14 protein-coding genes are annotated in these 18,502 nt (G+C 57.3%); 7 read left to right on the top strand and 7 right to left on the bottom strand.

Features of this window, described 5'->3' with window-relative positions; genetic code table 11:
- Positions 1–30 precede the first annotated feature (30 nt).
- Entirely contained in the window at positions 31–2,469 is a 2,439-nt protein-coding gene (locus AOA59_RS15375) for a TonB-dependent siderophore receptor (RefSeq protein WP_099488164.1), read from the top strand.
- Positions 2,470–2,488: 19 nt separating this feature from the next.
- On the opposite strand, the gene mnmE is transcribed toward AOA59_RS15375, so the two are convergent.
- The 5 genes from mnmE to rpmH form a co-directional block, all read right to left on the bottom strand.
- Positions 2,489–3,859, bottom strand: a complete 1,371-nt coding sequence (mnmE, locus tag AOA59_RS15370) for a tRNA uridine-5-carboxymethylaminomethyl(34) synthesis GTPase MnmE (protein ID WP_099488163.1) — start codon at positions 3,857–3,859, stop codon at positions 2,489–2,491.
- Between the two features lie 79 nt (positions 3,860–3,938).
- Positions 3,939–5,621, bottom strand: coding sequence for a membrane protein insertase YidC (gene yidC / locus AOA59_RS15365; RefSeq protein WP_099488161.1), 1,683 nt, complete (start codon positions 5,619–5,621; stop codon positions 3,939–3,941).
- Between the two features lie 2 nt (positions 5,622–5,623).
- Positions 5,624–5,869: a membrane protein insertion efficiency factor YidD gene (gene yidD / locus AOA59_RS15360; RefSeq protein WP_073636650.1), complete on the bottom strand. Its 246-nt coding sequence runs from the start codon at positions 5,867–5,869 to the stop codon at positions 5,624–5,626.
- Positions 5,862–6,266, bottom strand: coding sequence for a ribonuclease P protein component (gene rnpA, locus AOA59_RS15355; RefSeq protein WP_026013533.1), 405 nt, complete (start codon positions 6,264–6,266; stop codon positions 5,862–5,864). Before rnpA ends, yidD begins: the two co-directional genes overlap by 8 nt.
- 16 nt (positions 6,267–6,282) lie before the next feature.
- Positions 6,283–6,417 carry a 50S ribosomal protein L34 gene (gene rpmH, locus AOA59_RS15350; RefSeq protein WP_003213577.1) on the bottom strand — a complete coding sequence of 45 codons (135 nt, stop codon included), beginning with the start codon at positions 6,415–6,417 and terminating at the stop codon, positions 6,283–6,285.
- A 586-nt stretch (positions 6,418–7,003) separates the two neighbouring features.
- Here rpmH and dnaA point away from each other — a divergent pair.
- From dnaA to gyrB, 4 genes are read left to right on the top strand one after another with little or no spacing between them, the layout of a single operon-like run.
- Positions 7,004–8,518: a chromosomal replication initiator protein DnaA gene (gene dnaA / locus AOA59_RS15345; RefSeq protein ID WP_056860951.1), complete on the top strand. Its 1,515-nt coding sequence runs from the start codon at positions 7,004–7,006 to the stop codon at positions 8,516–8,518.
- Between the two features lie 38 nt (positions 8,519–8,556).
- Positions 8,557–9,660, top strand: coding sequence for a DNA polymerase III subunit beta (gene dnaN / locus AOA59_RS15340; RefSeq protein ID WP_017135131.1), 1,104 nt, complete (start codon positions 8,557–8,559; stop codon positions 9,658–9,660).
- A 20-nt stretch (positions 9,661–9,680) separates the two neighbouring features.
- Positions 9,681–10,784, top strand: coding sequence for a DNA replication/repair protein RecF (recF, locus tag AOA59_RS15335; RefSeq protein WP_099488159.1), 1,104 nt, complete (start codon positions 9,681–9,683; stop codon positions 10,782–10,784).
- 4 nt (positions 10,785–10,788) lie between these two features.
- Positions 10,789–13,206, top strand: coding sequence for a DNA topoisomerase (ATP-hydrolyzing) subunit B (gene gyrB, locus AOA59_RS15330; protein ID WP_017135133.1), 2,418 nt, complete (start codon positions 10,789–10,791; stop codon positions 13,204–13,206).
- Positions 13,207–13,310: 104 nt separating this feature from the next.
- Here gyrB and AOA59_RS15325 read toward each other — a convergent pair whose 3' ends face one another.
- Positions 13,311–14,033 (bottom strand): response regulator transcription factor, encoded by a 723-nt coding sequence (locus AOA59_RS15325; RefSeq protein WP_056860953.1) that lies wholly within the window; start codon positions 14,031–14,033, stop codon positions 13,311–13,313.
- A 294-nt stretch (positions 14,034–14,327) separates the two neighbouring features.
- Between AOA59_RS15325 and AOA59_RS15320 the strand changes: the two genes are divergently transcribed.
- Positions 14,328–15,257, top strand: coding sequence for a FecR domain-containing protein (locus tag AOA59_RS15320; protein ID WP_256593058.1), 930 nt, complete (start codon positions 14,328–14,330; stop codon positions 15,255–15,257).
- Between the two features lie 3 nt (positions 15,258–15,260).
- A complete protein-coding gene (locus AOA59_RS15315; protein ID WP_099488157.1) occupies positions 15,261–17,540 on the top strand; it encodes a CHASE2 domain-containing protein in 2,280 nt (759 codons plus the stop codon).
- Positions 17,541–17,721: 181 nt separating this feature from the next.
- On the opposite strand, the gene AOA59_RS15310 is transcribed toward AOA59_RS15315, so the two are convergent.
- On the bottom strand, positions 17,722–18,492 hold the full coding sequence (locus AOA59_RS15310) for a 1-acyl-sn-glycerol-3-phosphate acyltransferase (protein ID WP_056860956.1): 771 nt from the start codon (positions 18,490–18,492) through the stop codon (positions 17,722–17,724).
- Between the last annotated feature and the right edge of the window lie 10 nt (positions 18,493–18,502).

The following is an 18,502-nucleotide window of genomic DNA, read 5'->3' as shown; positions in this document are numbered from 1 at the left end:
CACGACGCTACCTACAGGGCTTCACCACCTATGCGCCTTCCTACCAAACTACGCAAACGCCTTTCTCACCATGGCATGACCTACGGTTTATTACTGTGCTCGGCCTCCGCCGCAGGTTTATGGCTGCCAGCTTGTGCCATGGGCGCCAGCACCGAGCAGCACTTCACCATCGCTGCCGGCCCGCTGGACGCCGCCCTCAGCCAGTTTGCTGCCAGAGCCAATGTGATCCTGTCGTTTTCCCCAGAGCAAACCGCACGTTTAAACACGCCAGGGCTGGAAGGTGATTACTCGGTTGATCAGGGCTTTGCACTGCTGCTGCAAAACTCGGGGCTGCAGGCCGTGGCGCAGGCGCCTGGTAGCTATGTGTTACAAGCCGCGCCTACCGGGCAACTGACGTTGGCAGCCACGACCGTCAGCACTTATCAACCACTGGGTTTCAACCAGGATAGTGCCGGTGATGTTGGCTACAAGGCACAAAACAGCCGTATCGGCACCAAGACCAGTACGCCGCTGTCGGAAACGCCCCGGTCGGTATCGGTGGTCACAGGTCAGCGCATCAAGGACCAGAAGTCGCAGACGCTGACTGAAGTCTTGGGTTATGTACCGGGAATTTTCGCTCCACCCTTTGCCGCCGGCGATGGCCTGGCCGGTGATCTGTTCTTCATTCGCGGCTTCAACGCTACGGATTATGGCTACGGCTTGTTGCGCGACGGCCTACGGGTGCAAGGTAACCGGTATGACACCACCAGTGAGCCCTATGGCCTGGAGCGCGTGGAAATTTTCCGTGGTCCTTCATCCCTGCTCTATGGCGAAAACGCACCCGGCGGCTTGGTTAACCTGGTCAGCAAACACCCGACCGCCACGCCGCAAGGCGAGGTGCAATTGGGCTATGGCTCCAACAATCGGCGCCAATTGGGTGTTGATATCTCCGGGCCGCTCAATGACAACGCCGATGTGCTGGGCCGCGTGGTCATGCTGGGCCGCAAGTCCGACACCCAGACCGACCATGTACCCGATGATCGCCTATATATCGCGCCATCCCTGACCTTGAACTTCGACGACTACAACACCCTGACGCTGCTGGCCAACTACCAGAAGGACCATACCAACCTGGAACTCGGCCTGCCTGCCGCCGGTACTTTGCTCAGTAACCCCAACGGCAAGCTGTCCAAACACACCCTGCTTGGCGATCCGGATTGGAACACCTTTGAACGCGAAGCCTGGAGCACCGGTTACGAGTTCAGCCACAGCTTCAATGACGACTGGCAGTTCCGTCAGAACTCGCGCTACATGCAGTCGCGCATCAACCGCCATGAAACCTGGCCCAGTGCCTTGAATAATCGTGGCTTTGGTACCCAACTGAACATGACCGCGTACGACCGTTACAACAAGTCGATGGTGTACTCCCTGGATAACCAGCTCGAAGGTAAATTCCAACTGGGTGACCTGCAAAACACTGTGCTGTTCGGCGCCAGCTACGACCGCACCTCGTTCAATCAGGACTGGGACGCTGGGTTTGCCGGCACTATCAATGTGTATAACCCGGTGTATCTGCGCGACCCACTCACGCCGATCGCGGTACAGAACACCTTGCTTGAGCAGCAGATGAAAGGGGTTTACGCACAGGTGCAGAGCAAGTACGACCATTGGCTGTTCCTGCTGGGCGGGCGCCAGGACTGGGTCAACAGTGATTTTCGCGACAAGGTAAACAAGGCCAGTAACACCGGCTCTGAGGACAAGAAATTCACCTATCAGGGCGGGGTGATGTACCAGTTCGACAGCGGGCTGACCCCGTATGTCAGCTACTCCACCGCATTTGTCCCGGTGCAGCAGATTTCCAACGCCGGCTCACCGTTAAAGCCGATTACCAGCCGCCAATACGAAGTGGGTGTGAAATACGAGCCGGTCGGCTGGGAGACCGCGATGACGTTGTCGGTGTATGACCTGCGCAAGCAAGACGACACCTACCTGGACGCCACCACCAACAGCTATCGCCAAGTGGGTGAAAGTCGCGCCAAAGGTGCAGAAGTCGAGATCAACAGCAATCTCACGCCTAACCTGAATATCACCGCGGCCTACACCTATACCGACGCAAGGATTACCAAGGATTCTGCAACGTCACTGGTCGAGGGACGCCAGATGACAGGGGTTCCACGCAACCAGGCGTCGGTATGGAGCAAGTATCGCTTCCTCGATGGCCAGCTCAAGGGTTTGTCCCTGGGCGGCGGTGTGCGTTACTTCGACAGTACCTTTTCCTACACCGCCCCTACGCTATACGGCAAGTTGGATGCGGGAAGCGTGACGTTGGTGGATGCGGCGGTGGGTTATCAGATCAACCCACACTGGTCGGTGGATCTGAACGCCAAGAACCTCTTCGACAAGGAATATGTATCCGGTTGCAACGATGCCGGGCGTTGCTACTGGGGTGACAGCCGTACCTTGCTTGGCACGGTGTCCTACAACTGGTAAGGCCTTGTGGATAACTTGGCTACTTACCAATACAGAAGCTGGAAAAGATCCTTCCCAACAAATCATCGGAGCTGAACGCACCGGTGATTTCCCCTAGCAGCTGCTGTGCCTGTCGTAAATCCTCAGCCAGCAGCTCGCCAGCCCCCGCCAAGGTCAGCTGCGCCCGACCGTGCTCCAGCGCCGCACTGGCGTGACGCAGTGCCTCCAGGTGCCTGCGGCGCGCGCTGAAGCTGCTTTCGGAGGTCTGCTCATAGCCCATGCAGGCCTTGAGGTGGTCGCGCAGCAATTCCAACCCATCGCCGGCTGACTTTGCGCTCAGGCTGATGGTGACGTGGCCATCGTCACTGGTCTGCATGGCAATGGCTTCGCCGGTTAAATCCGCCTTGTTGCGGATCAGGGTGACTTTGGCCGGGTCTGGCCGTTGCTCGAGAAATTCCGGCCACAGGGCAAAAGGATCCATAGCCTCCGGCGCAGTGGCATCCACCACCAGCAATACGCGGTCCGCTTCACTGATCGCCTTGAGCGCCCGTTCCACGCCGATCTTTTCCACCTGGTCGTCGGTATCGCGCAAGCCGGCGGTGTCGACCACGTGCAGCGGCATGCCATCGATGTGGATATGTTCGCGCAAGATATCCCGGGTGGTGCCGGCAATCTCGGTAACGATCGCGGCCTCCCGACCCGCCAGCGCATTGAGCAGGCTGGACTTGCCGGCATTCGGCCGCCCGGCGATCACCACTGTCATGCCGTCGCGCAGCAAAGCACCCTGCCCGGCTTCGCGCAGGACGGTGGATAACTCGTCGCGCACTTTATCCAGCATCGCCAGGACGTGACCATCAGCGAGGAAGTCGATTTCTTCTTCCGGGAAATCAATCGCAGCCTCGACGTAAATGCGCAGGCTGATCAACTGCTCGGTCAAGTTATGCACACGCAGGGAAAAAGCTCCCTGCAGCGAGCGCAACGCATTGCGCGCTGCCTGTGCAGAACTGGCTTCGATTAAATCGGCAATTGCCTCGGCCTGGGCCAGGTCGAGTTTGTCATTGAGGAATGCCCGCTCGCTGAATTCCCCTGGTCGCGCCAGACGGCAGCCCAATTGCAGGCAACGCTGCAGCAACATATCCAGCACCACCGGGCCGCCGTGGCCCTGCAGTTCCAGGACGTCTTCACCGGTGAACGAGTTAGGGCCGGGGAAATACAGCGCCAACCCCTCATCCAATACCGTTTCATCCGCATCCAGGAACGGCCCGTAATGGGCATATCGGGGTTTCAACTCACGGCCGCTGATGGCCTGGGCTGCCACGCTGGCCAGCGGCCCGGAAATTCGAACGATACCGACGCCGCCGCGACCTTGAGCGGTAGCGACGGCAGCGATGGTTTCACGAGGAGCGCTCATCAGCAGGTTCCAGAACAAAAGTGACGGAAAGCAAAACGCCCCACTAGGGGGCGTCTTGAGTGGTTATCCACAGAGTAAATTACGCCGCAGCTTTTTTGGTAGCCGCTTCGATTTTACGTGTGATGTACCACTGTTGAGAGATCGACAACACGTTGTTGACCACCCAGTACAGCACCAGACCCGCTGGGAACCACAGGAAGAAGAAGGTGAAGATGATTGGCATCATTTTCATTACCTTGGCCTGCATCGGATCCGGCGGAGTGGGGTTCAGACGCTGCTGGATAAACATGGTCGCGCCCATGATGATCGGCAGAATAAAGAACGGGTCTTTAATCGACAGGTCAGTTATCCACAGAATGAACGGTGCCTGGCGCATTTCGACGCTTTCCAGGAGAACCCAGTACAGCGACAGGAATACCGGCATCTGCACCAGAATCGGCAAGCAACCACCCAGCGGGTTGATCTTCTCTTTCTTGTACAGCTCCATCATGGCCTGCGACATTTTCTGCCGGTCGTCACCATGTTGCTCTTTCAGAGCGGCCAGTTTTGGCGCAACGGCACGCATACGCGCCATCGACTTGTAGCTGGCTGCCGACAGAGGGAAGAAAAGCCCTTTGATCAGCATGGTCAGGAAGATGATCGAGAAGCCCCAGTTACCCACAATGCTGTGGATATGTTGCAGCAGCCAGAAAATCGGCTGGGCAATGAACCACAGAATGCCGTAATCCACAGTCAGTTCCAGACCTGGGGACAACTCTTTGAGCACAGCCTGGCTTTTCGGGCCGGCGTACAGGGTAGTGCTGGTTTCAGCTTTGGCACCTGGAGCGACGGTCAACGCCGGGCCAGTAAAACCAATGATGTAGTTGCCCTGGCTGTCTTTGCGGGTTTGAACCAGGTTGGCTTCACCCTTGTTCGGGATCCATGCGGTCACGAAGTAGTGTTGCAACCACGCAACCCAGCCACCTTGGACGGTTTCTTTCAGCGAGCCCTTGTCGATATCTTTCATCGACACTTTTTTGTACGGCTCGCTACTTGTCCACAGGGCGGCGCCCAGGTAAGTCGCGGTGCCGGTGGCGGTGCTGGAAGAAGGATCGGCGCTGTTGTCACGCTTGAGCTGGGCAAACAGGTTGCCCGTCCATGGCTTGGCGCTTTCGTTGTCGATCAGGTAAGTGACCTTCAAGTCGTACAGACCACGGGTGAAGCTGAAACGCTTGATGTAGTTGACGCCGTCGAGGCTGAATTTCAGGTCGACATTCAACTGGTTCTGGCCGTCGGCCAGTTGATAACTCTTCTGTTCGGTCGAATAAACCGGACGACCGGTAGCACGAGCATCCGGACCGTCAGTGCCGGTCAGGCCGCTTTGCGCCAGATAAGTACGTTCACCACCGTTATCGAACAGTTGGAACGGAACATCCGGATGGTCTTGGCGACGTGGATACAGCGGCAGTTTCAACTGCGCAATATCACCACCTTGTGGGTCGATAGCCAGGTCGAGCACATCCGTTTTTACGTGGATGAGGTCTTTATTGGTGACCACTGGCGTTTCTAGAGGGGCGCTTGTCTCGCCATTCGCGCTGGGAACATCGGCACTCGCGGACGCATTGTTACCCAGCGGGGTGTCCGGAATAGCCGGCGCAGCCTGATTGGTAGCAACATTCTGAGTCGGCAGGGCAGCCTGGCCGTAGTCCTGGTTCCACTTAAGAACCATGACGTAGGACACGATTGCCAGGGCGACGATCAGGATCGTGCGTTTAATATCCATGATTACTCGGCCATCGAAGAAGAACGGGAGGTAGGGATAGGTGGAACCGGGTCGAAACCACCGGGATTCCACGGATGACAGCGGCCTAAACGACGAAAGGCCAGCCAGCCACCGCGCAGAAGACCATGATTTTCTATGGCCTCTAACGCGTAGCAGGAACAACTGGGGTAGAAACGACAGTGGTCGGCCATCAGAGGACTAATGGCATAACGGTAAAACTGGATCGGAACGAGTGCCAGTTTACGCATTGGTGCTGTCTACCCCTACAGTTTCGGTGCTGACTGCTGGTGCTGGCTTGTTGGTACGCGCCAAACGTTTCCAGAGCTTGCCGAAATGCTGAATCAATTCGGGGTTTTCTACATCCCCCAAGCCTTTGCGCGCGACGATAACAATATCCCAACCAACCAGAGTGTCCTGGTGGAGGCGAAACGATTCGCGCATCAGACGCTTGAGGCGATTGCGCTCAACGGAGAGCTTTACGCTCTTCTTGCCGATCACCAACCCGAGACGGGGGTGATCCAGATCGTTGTTACGCGCAAGGAGCAGGAGATTTTTCCCCGGAACCTTGCCGGTGGGGGAGTCAAAGACTGCCTTGAAATGCCGGGGGGTTAGCAGACGCTTTTCCCGACTGAAGTCCTGACTCACCACCAGTACCGGATTATCAAACTGCCAGACGCGCACGACCTTTGGCGCGGCGACGCGACAGGACAGCACGGCCGTTCTTGGTAGCCATGCGAGCACGGAAGCCGTGAGTACGGGCGCGTTTGATGGTGCTTGGTTGGAAAGTACGTTTCATGGCGTTGTTACCTGGTTCGTCCACAACGGGCCGGAATGGCCCCCGTTTTAAGAGACCGGCGATTCTAGAGAAAGCAAGCCTCTAGGTCAATTTCCAACCAGCTTTTCCTTCAATTAGATCTTCCATAGGCAATCGGCCCTTTTCTATCCGCCTGGCCTTCACGAGCAATGCCATAGATATAAAAATAAAGAAGGAAGTTATTTAAAGCTTTTCTGTAAAGCTTATAAAAGCTAGGCAGGCGATCATCTGTGGATAACTGCCTTGAGGCCATATTCCACCTGCTGTACAGAGAATGACAAGTACGGGGGAAAACAGTGCTCTGCCTGTGCTGCGCTGTCGGATAAGCTGTGGGTGGAATGGGTTGTTATCCACAGGCCAGTTACCCACAGACTTTCGACCCCACTTGTACAACGAGCTTAGGTACGCTTATCCACAGAGCTTATGCACAGACCATTGGTCGGCTTTTTTGCACTTAACACATTGATTTTGGCTGCTCTGTGAGCAACCTACATGTGGATAAGTGGGCGTCTGGCCGCTACAATGGCGGCTGTTTTTGCCTCACCGGCTTTCAACTTAGGGGATATCCGTGTCAGTGGAACTTTGGCAGCAGTGCGTGGAGCTTTTGCGCGAAGAGCTGCCTGCCCAGCAATTCAACACCTGGATCCGTCCGCTACAGGTCGAAGCCGAAGGCGACGAGTTGCGTGTCTACGCGCCGAATCGTTTTGTTCTCGATTGGGTCAACGAGAAATACCTGAGCCGCGTTCTCGAATTGCTCGATGAACACGGCAACGGCATCGCGCCCGTGCTTTCCTTATTAATAGGCAGCAAACGCAGTTCTGCACCGCGTGCTGCGCCGAATGCGCCGCTGGCGGCGGCTGCGTCTCAAGCCCAAGCGGCACCTGTTAATAACTCGCCGGCGCCCGTTGCCCAGGCGCCGTCGAAATCGTCGTCGCAGAAAAACGCGCCTATAAATGAAGAGCCATCGCGTGACAGCTTTGATCCGATGGCTGGCGCCAGCTCGCAGCAAGCACCGGTTCGCGCCGAGCAGCGCACCGTGCAGGTGGAAGGTGCGCTCAAGCACACCAGTTACCTGAACCGTACCTTTACCTTTGAGAACTTCGTCGAAGGTAAATCCAACCAGCTGGCCCGCGCGGCCGCCTGGCAGGTAGCCGATAACCCCAAGCATGGTTACAACCCGCTCTTCCTTTATGGTGGCGTTGGCTTGGGTAAGACTCACTTGATGCACGCTGTGGGTAACCATCTATTAAAGAAGAACCCGAATGCCAAGGTTGTGTACCTGCACTCGGAGCGCTTCGTGGCTGACATGGTCAAGGCCTTGCAGCTCAACGCAATCAACGAATTCAAGCGTTTCTACCGTTCGGTGGACGCCTTGCTGATCGATGACATTCAATTCTTCGCTCGCAAGGAGCGTTCCCAGGAAGAGTTTTTCCACACCTTTAACGCCCTGCTTGAAGGCGGCCAACAGGTCATCTTGACCAGTGACCGTTACCCGAAGGAAATCGAAGGCCTGGAAGAACGCTTGAAGTCACGCTTTGGCTGGGGCCTGACCGTTGCGGTAGAACCGCCGGAGCTGGAAACCCGCGTGGCGATCCTGATGAAAAAGGCCGACCAGGCGAAAGTCGACCTGCCCCACGATGCAGCCTTCTTTATCGCCCAACGCATTCGTTCCAACGTGCGTGAGCTCGAAGGCGCGCTCAAGCGGGTTATCGCACACTCGCACTTCATGGGGCGCGACATCACCATCGAGTTGATCCGCGAATCCCTGAAAGACTTGCTGGCTCTGCAAGACAAGCTGGTGAGTGTGGATAACATTCAGCGCACCGTGGCTGAGTACTACAAGATCAAGATTTCCGACCTGCTGTCCAAGCGCCGTTCGCGCTCGGTGGCACGTCCACGTCAGGTGGCGATGGCGCTCTCCAAAGAGCTGACCAACCACAGCCTGCCGGAAATCGGTGATGTGTTTGGCGGTCGAGACCACACCACGGTCTTGCATGCGTGCCGCAAGATCAATGAACTTAAGGAATCCGACGCGGATATTCGCGAGGACTACAAGAACCTGCTGCGTACACTGACTACCTGATGACACCAGCGCAGCTTATTAAGGCAAGGGACTAGACCATGCATTTCACCATTCAACGCGAAGCCCTGTTGAAACCCCTGCAACTGGTCGCAGGCGTCGTTGAGCGCCGACAGACCTTGCCGGTGCTTTCCAACGTATTGCTGGTGGTCGAAGGCCAGCAATTGTCTTTGACCGGTACCGACTTGGAAGTCGAACTGGTGGGTCGCGTGCAGCTCGAAGAGCCGGCTGAGCCCGGCGAAATCACTGTGCCGGCACGTAAGCTGATGGACATCTGCAAAAGCCTGCCCAACGATGCGCTGATCGACATCAAGGTCGATGAGCAGAAATTGGTGGTCAAGGCCGGTCGCAGCCGTTTCACGCTGTCGACCTTGCCGGCCAATGACTTCCCTACCGTCGAAGAAGGCCCAGGCTCGCTCACCTGCAGCCTGGACCAGAGCAAGCTACGCCGTTTGATCGAACGCACCAGCTTCGCCATGGCCCAGCAGGACGTGCGTTACTACCTCAATGGCATGCTGCTGGAGGTCGCTGAAGGCGTTATCCGTGCAGTGGCTACCGACGGTCACCGCCTGGCCATGTGCTCGATGCGTGCCGATATCGGCCAGCCGGACCGTCACCAGGTCATCGTGCCGCGTAAAGGTATCCTGGAACTGGCGCGTCTGCTCACCGAGCCGGATGGCAATGTCAGCATCGTCCTGGGTCAGCACCACATCCGCGCTACCACTGGCGAATTCACCTTTACGTCCAAGCTGGTTGACGGCAAATTCCCGGATTACGAGCGTGTGCTGCCAAAAGGTGGCGACAAGCTGGTGATCGGCGATCGTCAGGCGCTGCGTGAAGCGTTCAGCCGTACCGCGATTCTGTCCAACGAGAAGTACCGTGGTATTCGTCTGCAACTGGCCAACGGTCAGCTGAAAATCCAGGCCAATAACCCGGAGCAGGAAGAAGCGGAAGAAGAAGTCGGCGTTGACTACAATGGCGGCTCGCTGGAAATCGGCTTTAACGTGAGTTACCTGCTGGACGTACTGGGTGTGATGACCACCGAACAGGTTCGCCTGATTCTGTCGGACTCCAACAGCAGTGCCCTGGTGCAAGAATCCGATAACGACGACTCGGCTTACGTTGTTATGCCGATGCGCCTGTAATCATGCTCAGCAGAAGCTAGATGTCCCTCAGTCGCGTCTCGGTCACCGCGGTGCGCAATCTGCACCCGGTGACCTTCTCCCCCTCCCCCCGCATCAATATCCTTTACGGCGCCAACGGCAGCGGCAAAACCAGTGTGCTGGAAGCCGTTCATTTGCTTGGGCTTGCCCGTTCCTTCCGTAGTGCTCGCTTGCTGCCGGTGATTCAATATGAACAGCTGGCTTGCACGGTGTTTGGCCAGGTTGAACTGGCAGAAGGGGGGCACAGTGCCCTGGGGATATCCCGCGATCGCGGCGGTGACTTCCAGATTCGCATTGACGGGCAAAACGCCCGCAGTGCAGCACAACTGGCAGAAATCCTGCCGTTGCAACTGATTAACCCAGACAGTTTCCGCCTGTTGGAAGGTGCGCCGAAAATCCGCAGACAGTTCCTCGATTGGGGAGTGTTCCACGTGGAACCGCGCTTCATGGCCACTTGGCAGCGCCTGCAGAAGGCCCTGCGGCAGCGGAACTCATGGCTGCGGCATGGTACACTTGACGCCGCTTCGCAAGCGGCCTGGGACCGGGAACTGTGCCTGGCCAGCGACGAAATAGATGAATACCGCCGCGCCTATATCAAAGCCTTGAAACCAGTCTTTGAGCAGACCTTGAGTGAGTTGTTGGATCTCGAGGGGCTGACGCTGAGCTACTACCGTGGTTGGGATAAAGAACGTGAGCTGAGCGCAGTGCTCGCCACGTCCTTGCAGCGGGATCAGCAAATTGGCCATACCCAGGCAGGCCCACAACGTGCTGACTTGCGCCTTAGATTAGGCGCACACAATGCCGCGGATATCTTGTCCCGCGGTCAGCAAAAGTTGGTGGTGTGTGCACTGCGTATTGCCCAAGGGCATTTGGTAAGCCAAGCCCGGCGCGGTCAGTGTATTTATCTGGTGGATGACTTGCCGTCCGAACTCGACGAGCAGCACCGCCGCGCGTTATGCCGCTTGTTGGAAGACTTACGCTGCCAGGTGTTTATCACCTGTGTAGACCACGAATTATTGAGGGAAGGCTGGCAGACGGAAACGCCAGTCGCTTTGTTCCACGTGGAACAGGGCCGTATCACCCAGACCCACGACCATCGGGAGTGAAGGCATGAGCGAAGAAAACACGTACGACTCGACCAGCATTAAAGTGCTGAAAGGTTTGGATGCCGTACGCAAACGTCCTGGTATGTACATCGGCGACACCGATGATGGTAGCGGTCTGCACCACATGGTGTTCGAGGTGGTCGACAACTCCATCGACGAAGCTTTGGCCGGTCACTGCGACGACATCAGCATTATCATCCACCCGGATGAGTCCATCACCGTGCGCGACAACGGTCGCGGCATTCCGGTCGATGTGCACAAAGAAGAAGGCGTATCGGCGGCAGAGGTCATCATGACCGTGCTTCACGCCGGCGGTAAGTTCGATGACAACTCCTATAAAGTCTCCGGCGGTTTGCACGGTGTAGGTGTGTCGGTGGTGAACGCTCTGTCCGAAGAGCTGATCCTGACCGTTCGCCGTAGCGGCAAGATCTGGGAACAGACCTACGTCCACGGTGTTCCACAAGAGCCGATGAAAATCGTTGGCGACAGTGAATCCACCGGTACCCAGATTCACTTCAAGCCTTCGGCAGAAACCTTCAAGAATATTCACTTCAGCTGGGACATCCTGGCCAAGCGTATTCGTGAACTGTCGTTCCTTAACTCCGGTGTGGGTATCGTCCTCAAGGACGAGCGCAGCGGCAAGGAAGAATTGTTCAAGTACGAAGGCGGCCTGCGTGCGTTCGTTGAATACCTGAACACCAACAAGACTGCGGTCAACCAGGTGTTCCACTTCAACATCCAGCGTGAAGACGGCATTGGCGTTGAAATCGCCCTGCAGTGGAACGACAGCTTCAACGAGAACCTGTTGTGCTTCACCAACAACATTCCACAGCGCGATGGCGGTACTCACTTGGTGGGTTTCCGTTCCGCACTGACGCGTAACCTGAACACCTACATCGAAGCGGAAGGCTTGGCCAAGAAGCACAAAGTGGCCACCACCGGTGACGATGCGCGTGAAGGCCTGACAGCGATCATCTCGGTAAAAGTGCCGGATCCAAAGTTCAGCTCGCAGACCAAAGACAAGCTGGTGTCTTCCGAAGTGAAGACCGCAGTGGAACAGGAGATGGGCAAATACTTCTCCGACTTCCTGCTGGAAAACCCGAACGAAGCCAAGCTGGTTGTCGGCAAGATGATCGACGCGGCACGTGCCCGTGAAGCGGCGCGTAAAGCCCGTGAGATGACCCGCCGCAAGGGCGCGCTGGATATCGCCGGCCTGCCGGGCAAACTGGCTGACTGCCAGGAGAAGGACCCTGCCCTCTCCGAACTGTATCTGGTGGAAGGTGACTCTGCTGGCGGTTCCGCCAAGCAGGGTCGTAACCGTCGCACCCAGGCTATCCTGCCGTTGAAAGGCAAGATCCTCAACGTCGAGAAGGCCCGCTTCGACAAGATGATTTCCTCCCAGGAAGTCGGCACCTTGATCACGGCGCTGGGCTGCGGTATCGGCCGCGACGAGTACAACATCGACAAGCTGCGTTACCACAACATCATCATCATGACCGATGCTGACGTCGACGGTTCGCACATCCGTACCCTGCTGCTGACCTTCTTCTTCCGTCAGTTGCCGGAGCTGATCGAGCGAGGCTACATCTACATCGCTCAGCCGCCGTTGTATAAAGTGAAAAAGGGCAAGCAAGAGCAATACATCAAAGACGACGACGCCATGGAAGAGTACATGACGCAGTCGGCCCTGGAAGATGCCAGCCTGCACTTGAACGACGAAGCCCCGGGTATTTCCGGTGAGGCGCTGGAGCGTTTGGTTAACGACTTCCGCATGGTAATGAAGACCCTCAAGCGTCTGTCGCGCCTGTACCCTCAGGAGCTGACCGAGCACTTCATCTACCTGCCTTCCGTGAGCCTGGAGCAGTTGGGCGATCACGCCCACATGCAGAATTGGCTGGCTCAGTACGAAGTGCGTCTGCGCACCGTCGAGAAGTCTGGCCTGGTGTATAAAGCCAGCCTGCGTGAAGACCGTGAACGTAACGTGTGGCTGCCAGAGGTCGAACTGATCTCCCACGGCCTGTCGAACTACGTCACCTTCAACCGCGACTTCTTCGGCAGCAACGACTACAAAACCGTGGTCACTCTCGGCGCGCAATTGAGCACCCTGTTGGACGACGGTGCTTACATCCAGCGTGGCGAGCGTAAAAAAGCGGTCAAGGAGTTCAAGGAAGCCCTGGACTGGTTGATGGCCGAAAGCACCAAGCGCCACACCATCCAGCGATACAAAGGTCTGGGCGAGATGAACCCGGATCAACTATGGGAAACCACCATGGATCCCGCTCAGCGTCGCATGCTGCGCGTGACCATCGAAGACGCCATTGGCGCAGACCAGATCTTCAACACCCTGATGGGTGATGCGGTCGAGCCTCGCCGTGACTTCATCGAGAGCAACGCCTTGGCGGTGTCTAACCTGGATTTCTGATCAAGCTACCCGCTAAAACAAAAAGGCCAACGCTCAGCGTTGGCCTTTTTTATTGGGTGAAATTTAAGCGTTTTGGAATTGCTCCACGTGGAACATCACTGTTTTTAGCCTTGGGCAGCCGCCGCTACACTCTCCAACCGATAGCCGTACCCGTAGATGGTCAGCAGCTGCCAACCCCGGTCGGCGGTCAACCCCAGCTTGTTACGCAGCCGATAAATATGCGTATCCAGTGGCCGTGAGGAGACCATTTCTTCATGGCTCCAAAACCGCTCATATAAATATTCCCGAGACAGTGGCCGAGCCAGGTTGGCGAACAAGCAACTGGCCAGGCGGTACTCACGCTCAGTGAGATTGATCGGCTTACCCGCACGCGTCACCGTCAGCTCGGCATCATCAAAGGTCAGGTCGTTGAAGCTCTGCACTTCATTAGTCGCAGGCTTTTGCAGCCCATGGCGGCGTAGCACGGCGTTGACCCGAGCCTTGAGCTCGTTTGGCCGAAACGGTTTGCTGACGTAGTCATCCGCCCCGCTGTTGAGCGCGGTGACGATATCGCTCTCGGCATCGCGGCTGGTCAACATGATTACCGCGGGGGGCGAGTCCATGTGCTCGCGGGTCCAGCGCAGCAATGCGATGCCTGTGATATCGGGCAGTTGCCAGTCGAGTATCAACAGGTCAAAGGTTTCGCGGCGCAGTTGGCGCAGCAGGTCTTCACCGCGCTCGAAAAAATGCAGGGACCAGGGTTGCTCTGCGGTGCTGGGGATCTGTCGCAGCGTCTGTTCAACCCGACGCAATTCAGCGGGTTCGTCGTCCAGTATTGCGACACGCATGGGTGGGTCCTTTCTACAAAAAAATACGACAGCCGACGGTCTGTTCAATCGCGTAGGTAGTGCGCAGATGCCTGTGGTTGAATCTGAAGAATTGTGGGCAGACTCACTGTTCACAGGATCTATCGGTACGCTGATATCAAAGGGCCGTAAACCCGTTTAAAGTCTTTCGTACCTACTAGTCGAAAGATACCGGCTCCTACCCCTGAGGAAAAGGATCAGCCGACACATGCGCTGCCGTAAACCTGTACGTGCTGAGGTCAGATGCCGTCTGAAACTACCCGGGTGATGAGCACCATGACCTGTTCTGCCTATCGATTATGTTGTGCCCTGCCCGCGTTGCTGGCCTGGGCCATCGATACTGCGCAGGCTGCCCCGTCCTATCGCCCTGCTTATATTGACGAGCCGTTCCAGTGCCGTGCTCAACCGTTGCCGGCTGTTGTGCAGCATTTGACGGGTGAAGCCTGGAAGCTCGACGCTAAAGGCCGGGCTCAGCCCCTGCTGGAAGGGATGAGCATTGATGAGCAAGAAGGCGTGAAGACGTCGACATCGGCTTTTGTCAGTCTGCGCCTGGGTGATGGTTCCCGCGTGGTGCTGCCTTCCAGTTCACAGGTGCGCCTGCACTGGTTGCAAAAGCAGGCGATTCCCCAGGTCATTCTGGAACAGGGCCAAGTCGAGACCTACGTGATCAAGCGGGCCAGCGACTACGACCGTTTTCAGATCGTGACGCCCGTCGGCGTTCTCGGTGTGCGCGGTACGCACTTTCGTGTGCGCAATGACGGCGAGCAATCTGTGCTGGAGGTGCTCAACGGCCAGGTTGCGGTTAGCCGTGCGCAAGGCAGCGCCGCAGCCAAAGTAAAGGTGGGCGCACGCCAAGGTCTGCTGATCAAACAACAAGGTGAACTCAAGGCCGTGGAGCTTTTGCCCGCGCCGGTATTGATTGGGCAGGACGGCCAGAAAGGTCAGTCGCCGGTCTGGAGCCTGTACCTGCGGCCATTGCCTGGCGCACAGCGCTATCGTGCCCAAGTGGCTACCGACTCAGCCTTTATGAACATTAAGCAGGAATACTTTTCCAGTGAGCCGAAAATGCGCTTCACTGGGCTCAAGGCATCGTTTTACCACGTGCGTTTGTCCGCCTATGACGCGCGGGGCCTGGAGGGAGAAACCGGGGTTTATGACATCTTCTATTACCCACCCGCCACCCAGGCACAGGCCAGCGGTGGTTGACCAATGATGCTGTGGCGCAAGGCCGAAAAACGCCAGCCCACCCATGCCCAGCGCTTGTTCCACGGCCTGGTGCGCGAGTGGTTGTGGATAGGTTTGCTGTTGTTGCCGATGACGGCTTACCTCTCGTTGAGCCCGGGCCTGGCGCTGAATAACCCGCTGTATGACAGCCTCAGGCGCCTGGCGCCCTTGCCGGTAGACCCGCGAATCTTGCTGGTGACCATCGACGACCCCAGTCTGAAAGAGCTGGGCCGCTGGCCCTGGCCGCGCAGTTTGCATGCCGACCTGATCAACCGCCTGAGCGCCGCACAACCGGCGGCCATCCTCTTCGATGTGATCTTCAGTGAGCCCGGTATCCCCGCCAATGATCAACGCCTCACAGCGGCTGTGTGCAACGCCGGCAACGTGGTATTGCCGTTGCTGCGTGAGGAAGCGGCCAGCTACAGCGCGCCCGACGCGCAAATGCTGCCGCTGCTCAAATGCGCTAAAGGTCTCGGGCATATCAATGTTGAAGCAGACAGTGATGGCGTGGTGCGCAGCCTGTTTATGCGTGAAGGCCCGCCCGGTGACACCGCGCCGCAGTTGGCATGGATGGCCTATGCGGTGAGCGGCCAGGCCTCTGAGATGCCAGGCGAACCCCAGGAGCCGATCAACCCGTCCTGGCATCGGGAGCACGCCATTCGAATCCCGTTCATCGCTGCCAACACCCGTTTTCCTACGGTCTCTTACGCCAGCGTTCTGCGCGGTGAGGTCGCCCCGGAACAGCTGCGTGGCCGGCTGGTTCTGGTGGGCGCCACCGCGTCCGGCATGGGCGATCGTTTCGTCACCCCGCTCTCCTCGACGGTCGGCACCACGGCGGGTGTGGAGATTCAGGCCAACGTCCTTAATGGTCTGCTACAAGGGCGTAGCATTGTTGATCTACCCGGCGCGGTGTCGGCCTTGATGGCGACTACTTGGGTAGCATTGTTATTAGGCCTGTTGTTGTATCGCCCACGCTACGCGTTGTGGATGACCCTGGGCTGCATGGCGAGCGCATTGTTCGTTTCGTGGGTGTTGCTGAGCCTGGGCCACTGGTGGTCGCCCGCTGCGTGCCTGATTGGTTTGCTGCTCAGTTATTTGATCTGGAATTGGCGGCGCCTCAGCGTGATCCTTGCCTACTTCGGCTGGGAGCTGGCGCGGCTGGATAACGAACCCAAGGTGCTTCCAGAGCGTCGTCGTGCGCCTGCGAGCAAGGGCGATGTGCTGCAAGCGCGGATCTTTGCCCTGGAACAAGCGGTAAGCCGTACACGCGACACCCGGCGGTTTATGGCTGACGGGCTGGAGTGCCTGCCAGTGGCCACGCTGATTACCGACCCCAGAGGCAGCATCCTGCTGGCCAACCGGATTGCGCGTGAAGTGTTCAGTAATGAGTTGGTCAACCAAAACCTGCTCGATCAACTCGCCGATCTGGGTTATCCGCCGCTGCACAATGGTGTGCGCCCTGCTCTCTCAGCATTGGAACTCGTTGAGTTTCGCGACATCCACCAGCGTAGCCTGCGCATGGAGCTTGCCCCTTTGCTGCCGGCCGAAGGTGACGTCGCCCTCGGTTGGCTACTGAGTCTCACTGACCTGAGCAAGGAGCGCGAAGCCCAGCAGCACCGTGAAACCATGCTGCGTTTTTTGTCCCATGACTTGCGTGCGCCCCACTCGGCCATCCTGGCGCTGCTGGACGTGCATAACGGTGAGTCGCCGGTGTTTGTTCAGATCGAACAACAGGTCCGGCGCGCGCTGAGCCTGACTGAATCCTTCGTGCAACTGGCCAAAGCCGAGGCCGATGGCTACCAGTTTCAACCCACGCTGTTCGCGATGCTGGTTATGGATGCTTTCGATCAAGTGGCGGTCATCGCCCAACTTAAAGGCATCCACCTGGTTCATGATCTGGACGAGGCCGATGAAGGCATGGTCTGCGCGGATCAATCGCTGCTGACCCGAGCGTTGTTCAACGTGCTGGAAAATGCGATCAAGTATTCCCCTTCCGGCACCACCGTCACGTTGAGCCACGGCAGCGCGCAAGGGTGGCTGGAATGCCGCATCAGCGATCAAGGACCTGGCATTGCGCCAGAGGACTTACCGGAGTTGTTCAGCCAATACCGGCGCTTTGACTCGGCTCAGGGCAGTGAAGGCCTGGGGTTGGGGTTGACCATGGTCAAAGCCGTGGTGGAGCGCCATGGCGGTCGCATTCTGTGTGAAAGCGAGCTGGGTAAAGGTTCGACGTTCAGCCTGCAATTGCCGCTGCTCGACGAATGAAAAACGTACTTTTTTACTGTGCATAAAAAACCGGTCACAAGGACCGGTTTTTTTATGCTGAAAAAACTTATGCACGTTTTTCGCGATTTTATGAGCTTGAGAAATATGTAAGTAAATCAGCTTGTTATGAAGCAAAAACGTCAATTCGCCAACAAACCGTACACAGGTTATCCACAGATCCTCAAATCGCTGGTGTCTCGACTACAACCGGCTCCGGAGGCAGCGAACCCATGGCGCGTTGCTGCGCTTCATTCCACGCTTGGGCGCGGTCATTAAGTGCGGCAATGGCACGTGGCCCCTCACCTTCGGCGTACATGGGCTCGCCAATAATCACGGTGATCGTACCTTCGCGTTTGGCCCAACCGGTCTTCGGCCAGAACTTGCCGGCGTTATGCGCAATCGGCAGCACCGGCAGGTGGGCGTTGACCGCCAATGCAGTACCACCGCGTGAGAACTTGCCCACAGTGCCATACGGCACACGCGTACCTTCCGGGAAGATGAGCACCCAAACACCATCCTTGAGCAGCTCGTCACCCTTCTTGGCCACGTGCTTGAGCGCCGCCTTGGGGTTGTCACGGTCGATGGCGATCGGCCGCAGCATGGCCATTGCCCAGCCGAAGAACGGCACGTACAGCAGCTCACGCTTAAGCACCTGGCTCAGGGGCGAGAAGTACGCCGAAAGGAAGAATGTTTCCCATGTGCTCTGATGATTCGACAGAATCACGCAGGGCTGGTCCGGGACGTTTTCAGCGCCCTTGATCTCGAAGCGAATGCCCAGGAATACCTTGGTCAGCCACAACGCACAACGGCACCAATAGACGTTGATAAAACGATAGCGCGCCTTGAACGGCAGGAACGGCGCGATAAAAAAGCTCAGGGTGCACCACAGAAACGAACTGGTGCCCAGCAGCAGGTAAAAGAAGAAGGTTCTGATGGCCTGCAAAATCGACATGGCAGCATTT

Origin of the sequence: Pseudomonas sp. 2822-15, from assembly GCF_002742515.1 — a bacterium.
GTDB classification, from domain to species: domain Bacteria; phylum Pseudomonadota; class Gammaproteobacteria; order Pseudomonadales; family Pseudomonadaceae; genus Aquipseudomonas; species Aquipseudomonas salomonii.
The sequence above is the reverse complement of the archived record's forward strand: the minus strand, read 5'-3'. Positions and strand labels throughout refer to the sequence as shown.

Bases quoted from the DNA above. Each gene is read 5' to 3' on its own strand.
- AOA59_RS15375 (WP_099488164.1), top strand. From the start codon at position 31: ATGCGCCTTCCTACCAAACTACGCAAACGCCTTTCTCACCATGGCATG.
- mnmE (WP_099488163.1), bottom strand. From the start codon at position 3,859: ATGAGCGCTCCTCGTGAAACCATCGCTGCCGTCGCTACCGCTCAAGGT.
- yidC (WP_099488161.1), bottom strand. From the start codon at position 5,621: ATGGATATTAAACGCACGATCCTGATCGTCGCCCTGGCAATCGTGTCC.
- yidD (WP_073636650.1), bottom strand. From the start codon at position 5,869: ATGCGTAAACTGGCACTCGTTCCGATCCAGTTTTACCGTTATGCCATT.
- rpmH (WP_003213577.1), bottom strand. From the start codon at position 6,417: ATGAAACGTACTTTCCAACCAAGCACCATCAAACGCGCCCGTACTCAC.
- dnaN (WP_017135131.1), top strand. From the start codon at position 8,557: ATGCATTTCACCATTCAACGCGAAGCCCTGTTGAAACCCCTGCAACTG.
- recF (WP_099488159.1), top strand. From the start codon at position 9,681: ATGTCCCTCAGTCGCGTCTCGGTCACCGCGGTGCGCAATCTGCACCCG.
- gyrB (WP_017135133.1), top strand. From the start codon at position 10,789: ATGAGCGAAGAAAACACGTACGACTCGACCAGCATTAAAGTGCTGAAA.
- AOA59_RS15325 (WP_056860953.1), bottom strand. From the start codon at position 14,033: ATGCGTGTCGCAATACTGGACGACGAACCCGCTGAATTGCGTCGGGTT.
- AOA59_RS15320 (WP_256593058.1), top strand. From the start codon at position 14,328: ATGACCTGTTCTGCCTATCGATTATGTTGTGCCCTGCCCGCGTTGCTG.
- AOA59_RS15315 (WP_099488157.1), top strand. From the start codon at position 15,261: ATGATGCTGTGGCGCAAGGCCGAAAAACGCCAGCCCACCCATGCCCAG.
- AOA59_RS15310 (WP_056860956.1), bottom strand. From the start codon at position 18,492: ATGTCGATTTTGCAGGCCATCAGAACCTTCTTCTTTTACCTGCTGCTG.